General features: G+C 44.2%; 4 protein-coding genes. All 4 read right to left on the bottom strand.

Translation table 11 applies throughout. The features are described 5' to 3' along the window. Nucleotides 1-88: 88 nt before the first annotated feature. Nucleotides 89-1,636 carry an ABC transporter substrate-binding protein gene (locus tag AB4Z17_RS32255; RefSeq protein ID WP_441964420.1) on the bottom strand — a complete coding sequence of 516 codons (1,548 nt, stop codon included), beginning with the start codon at nucleotides 1,634-1,636 and terminating at the stop codon, nucleotides 89-91. 83 nt (nucleotides 1,637-1,719) lie between these two features. Further along, nucleotides 1,720-2,610 carry a carbohydrate ABC transporter permease gene (locus AB4Z17_RS32250; RefSeq protein ID WP_076267076.1) on the bottom strand — a complete coding sequence of 297 codons (891 nt, stop codon included), beginning with the start codon at nucleotides 2,608-2,610 and terminating at the stop codon, nucleotides 1,720-1,722. Between the two features lie 15 nt (nucleotides 2,611-2,625). Further along, nucleotides 2,626-3,531 (bottom strand): ABC transporter permease, encoded by a 906-nt coding sequence (locus AB4Z17_RS32245; RefSeq protein WP_372238971.1) that lies wholly within the window; start codon nucleotides 3,529-3,531, stop codon nucleotides 2,626-2,628. Nucleotides 3,532-3,782: 251 nt separating this feature from the next. After that, nucleotides 3,783-4,560: helix-turn-helix domain-containing protein (locus tag AB4Z17_RS32240; protein ID WP_441964418.1), on the bottom strand; the 778-nt coding region annotated here is incomplete at its 5' end.

Below are 4,560 nucleotides of genomic sequence, written 5' to 3'. Positions count from 1 at the left end.
CTCCTGTACTGCTACCAATACTCCCGTTCAAAGCGAGCTATTCCTCAGCGAGCTTGATGCTTATGGGACAGCCCCATTCAGCTTCTTCCTATTTTTTAGCTGCCGCCCAAGCGTCCAGCTGTTTTTGTTTCTCGGCGATAATTTTGTCTATTCCCGCTGCTTTCAGCTGTTTATTGAATTCAGGCAACTTCGCAACAGGATCGACCGTTCCGGTCTCCAGTGCAATTTTGTACTGGTTTTGCACATTCGTTACTGCCGCAATTTCTGTTTTGACGGCATCTGCATTAAAAGTAAAGCCAAGCGCTTTTGATTTCACGGCATTTCTATTAAACTCAGCCAGCTGATTCCAAAGCTCTGGATCATCGCCATTCCAAATGTGTGAAAGCGATTGGTTGCCAAACATCCAGCCCATTTGCAGGTTGTAGCCTGAGTTTGTTGCATCCACGCCTTGCGGGTAATCAATGACATTGTCGGAAACCTTCACGTAATGCTTGTTCTCAATCCCGTAATCCAGCAAGTTGATGAAGTCTTTATCGGTATACATCATATTCAGCAGCATCATCGCTCTCTCAGGGTCCTTCGAGTTTCTTGCGATACTCCACATAATGGAAGTAATATTATACGTCGCTGTTGCTGCAGGGCGGAAATGTACCGATACCATCTCTTTGCCTGTAGATCTTGATTCCTGCGTCTCAATACCCGGCTTCATATGGGATATGAACGAGAATGCCTTGCCCGATTTAACTAAGTTGTATTGCGTCTCAGTGCTTGTAGCTGCATCCTTGGCAATATAACCTGCTTGATTCCATCTTCTCACTGTATTCAGCATTTCGGCATATTCCGGCGTCTCATACATATTCACGACCTTCAGGTCGTTGTCATAGCCTGGAAGCACGCCAAAGCCTTCGCCCAAGTTATCAAAGTAGCTGAGAACAAAAATATCGAGAATAGATGTTCCATACTTAACTGTCGGAATCATATCCGGTTCATTATCTTTAATTGTTTTGAATACAGCGTCCAAATCATCCAAAGATTTAATCGCGGCAGTATCAATGTTATATTTTTCAACCAAATCCTTGCGCATCGTGATGCCATAATCTGCTGCCAAATCCCTGATACTTGGTACTGCATATATTTTTCCATCGATTCTCGTCGCATTCAAGAACGCAGTATCAAGGGAGTCTAGCGCTTCCGTAACCCCTTGTCCATTCTCAGCCAAGTATCCATCAAGCTCAAGAAGCTGCCCTTTAGCTACGTCTTGGCTGTAGGTTCCAAGTCCGCTTACGATCAAATCCACCTGTTCATTACCCGACATCATTAGCGTCTTCTGCTGAGCCCATGCGCCAAAGCCGATAGGTACCAGCTTTACCGTCGCATTGATTTTTGCTTTCGTCATTTTGTTGATTTCATCCTGCACCAGCTTTAAATCCTTTGGCTCGCCCCCGACCGGAAATACCATAACTAGCTCAACAGGCTTAAGCTCCCCGCTGCTGTTGCCGCTTTTTCCTTCTGCTGTTTTCCCGTCGTTGCCCGCGTTAGTGCCCTTGTTGTCTCCATTGCCGCATGCACTGATCACCATTGCGAAAGCTAGTACGATTAAGAGAAGCGTTTTTGCCACAAACTTGTTTTTTCTCATTGCTGTGACCTCCCTATTTTTATTTGTGATCCGATTCTATCTATAAATGCATGATCCATGCCGTTATAGCGTCTATGAAAGATTTAYCCTTTAACAGCACCAATCGTCAGACCTTTAACAAAATACTTTTGGAAAAACGGATAGGCGATCAACAGTGGAATGACCCCAATTGCGGCCATTGCCATCCGCATTGGAGCAAGCGGAATATTCGCTCCAATATCTGCATTACGGCTGCCTGCCTGCGTAGAAGATTGTAAAAACTGTACGTCCAGCAATATTCGATTGAGAAGGTTTTGAAGGCTATAATAATGACTATCTGTAAGATAGATTAAGCCATTAAACCAGTCATTCCAATATAAAATGGTGTAAAATAATCCTACTGTAGCAAGCACCGGCGTCGATAGCGGCAATACGATCCGGTAAAATATTTTCCATTCCCTTGCCCCGTCGATATAGGCGGATTCAATAATCGCTGTCGGAATCGAGCTTGCAAAAAAGGTTCTCATCAATATGATAAAAAATCCGTTCATCAAAAGGCCCGGTATGATTAAGGCCAGCATCGTATTTTTTAAATCAAAATAGTTGGTGTAAAGCAAGTACGTCGGTACAAGGCCTCCGTTAAACAGCATCGTAAAAAATACATAAAATGCGAGCGTGTTGCGAAACGGCATTTCTAGACGCGAAAGCGGATAAGCGACCATCGCAGTAAGCGTAAGTCCAAGCGTCGTACCAATTATAGTCGTTAAAACCGTAATGCTGTATGCCCTTATAATGTCAGAAGAGCTGTTCCACAAATAGTGGTATGCGGAGAAGCTGATTTTATCTGGGAAAAAAGCATAACCGCTGCGAACGAGCTCCATATCATCGGTAAGGGAAGCGGAGAACAGCAGCCAGAAAGGCATGATGCAGAAAAAAGTGAACACTAGCATAACGATGTTAATGATCCATTGATAGAGCTTCCCCGATGCTTGCATAATACATCTCCCTTTCTAAAACAACGCGTTGTCTTTGTTGTATTTTCGTACGACCGCATTCGATAAAATGACCAAAATGAATCCGACCAATGCTTGGTACAAACCTGCGGCCGAGGACATCCCGATGTCGCCGAGGTTAATCAATGCTCGATAAACATAGGTATCAATCGTATTCGTAACTGGCATCAGCGCGCCTGTGTTAAGCGGAACTTGGAAGAATAAGCCGAAATCGGAGTAGAATATACGTCCAATGGCGAGCAAGGTCATAATCGTAATAACCGGCGATACGAGCGGAAGCGTAATCTTCGTAATTTGCTGCCACCGGTTAGCTCCGTCGATCGTTGCTGCCTCGTAATACTCATTATCAATGCCGATGATTGCTGCCAAATAAATGATGCACAAATTGCCTACGCCTTTCCACACGCTTACGAGCGTTAAAATCCATGGCCAATACTTGGTCTCACTGTACCAAGAGATAGGATCAAGCCCCATCATCGGAAGCAAGGTTTTGTTCATGAATCCGTTCTCAACATCGAGGAATCCGAGCACCAGATAGCCGACAATAACCATCGAGATTAGAAAGGGAAGCAGGATCAGCGTTTGATACAGCCTTGATAAGAAACGTTTGCGAATTTCATTAAGCATTATCGCAAGCGCTAATGCAATCCCCGTATTCAACAGGATAAAGGTAATATTATAAAGCAGCGTATTTCTTGTAATGATGTAAGCGTCCGTTGTTTTGAACAAATACTCAAAGTTTTTAAAGCCAATCCAATCGCTGCCCATAATTCCTTTGGCAAAATTGATGTCCTTAAATGCGATCACGATTCCGAACATCGGCAAATAGTTGTTAATCAGCAGGTACAAAAGGCCGGGCAGCGCCATCAGCACGAGGGCACGGTATTTCTTAACCTTTCTCATCTCCGATGCGAATGCTGCTTTCTTCTTCGTCTTCAATGAGACCTGCTTCATATTGGAGGGTGACGTCTCAGGATTTGCTTGCACGGGTCTCAACCACCTTTGGCTTCGTTTAATATGTTGCTTAACTAATAGTAGCGCAAACAAAATAGAGCCACTACTAATAATCCGACATCCGACTTTCGAGTTTCCGACATCCTAAACGGGAAAAGAAAAATGCCGTCAGAGGGTCTCTAATCCTCTAACGGCATCGTTTATTTGGACGGACAGCCTTTGCGATAATACTGGGGTGTCATCGATACTTCTTTTTTAAACAAAGTAGAAAAATACGAAAAATTCGAGAAGCCAACCGCAAGTGCGACGTTGCTGATCGTAGTATCGGTTCTTGCGAGCAGCTCCTTTGCAAGATTGATTCTTTCTTTCAAAATATAATCGGATATCGAGAGCCCCGTCTCTTTCTTAAACAGTTTAACGATGTAATCTGGGCTTAACCCAATATAATCGGCAATATATTGTCTGGACAGCTCCTCATCGATGTGAAGCGCAATGTAGCGCTTGATCTTCTCGACCACAGTCTCCGTCGAATCCAGCTTTTCCATATGGACGAGCGCCTTCTCAAGCACATCCCGCACCCAATTCTGAAGGTTCGTCACGCTTCGTGTCGCTGACAAAATACGCTCTGGCGTCAAATGGTCCGAAAAAATTTCATCCGCGCGCAGCCCCTGCTCATGCAGCGTATGCAGAACCATTTGCAGAAAGCTTTGATAAAATTGCTGCAGCCTTTTGGCTCCTAAGCACTCAATTCGTTTCCATGAATCCAAAAACTGCTGCGATTCATCGAGTACCTTTTTCTTATTTCCTTGCTTAATGAGCTCCGACCATACATTCATGGGCGGCATTGGAATCTGCGATTCCTTCTTTATTGGATCATCGATGAACATCACACAGTCTGCCATATTAACTTGATCCTTTTTAAAAGCGATCAAGCCTTCCACCATATCCTTAAAAGCGATCAAGCCTTCCACCATATCC

The sequence above is a fragment of the Paenibacillus sp. TAF43_2 genome (assembly GCF_052113545.1).
Lineage (GTDB): Bacteria > Bacillota > Bacilli > Paenibacillales > Paenibacillaceae > Pristimantibacillus.
The sequence above is the reverse complement of the archived record's forward strand: the minus strand, read 5'-3'. Positions and strand labels throughout refer to the sequence as shown.

Bases quoted from the DNA above. Each gene is read 5' to 3' on its own strand.
- AB4Z17_RS32255 (WP_441964420.1), bottom strand. From the start codon at position 1,636: ATGAGAAAAAACAAGTTTGTGGCAAAAACGCTTCTCTTAATCGTACTA.
- AB4Z17_RS32245 (WP_372238971.1), bottom strand. From the start codon at position 3,531: ATGAGAAAGGTTAAGAAATACCGTGCCCTCGTGCTGATGGCGCTGCCC.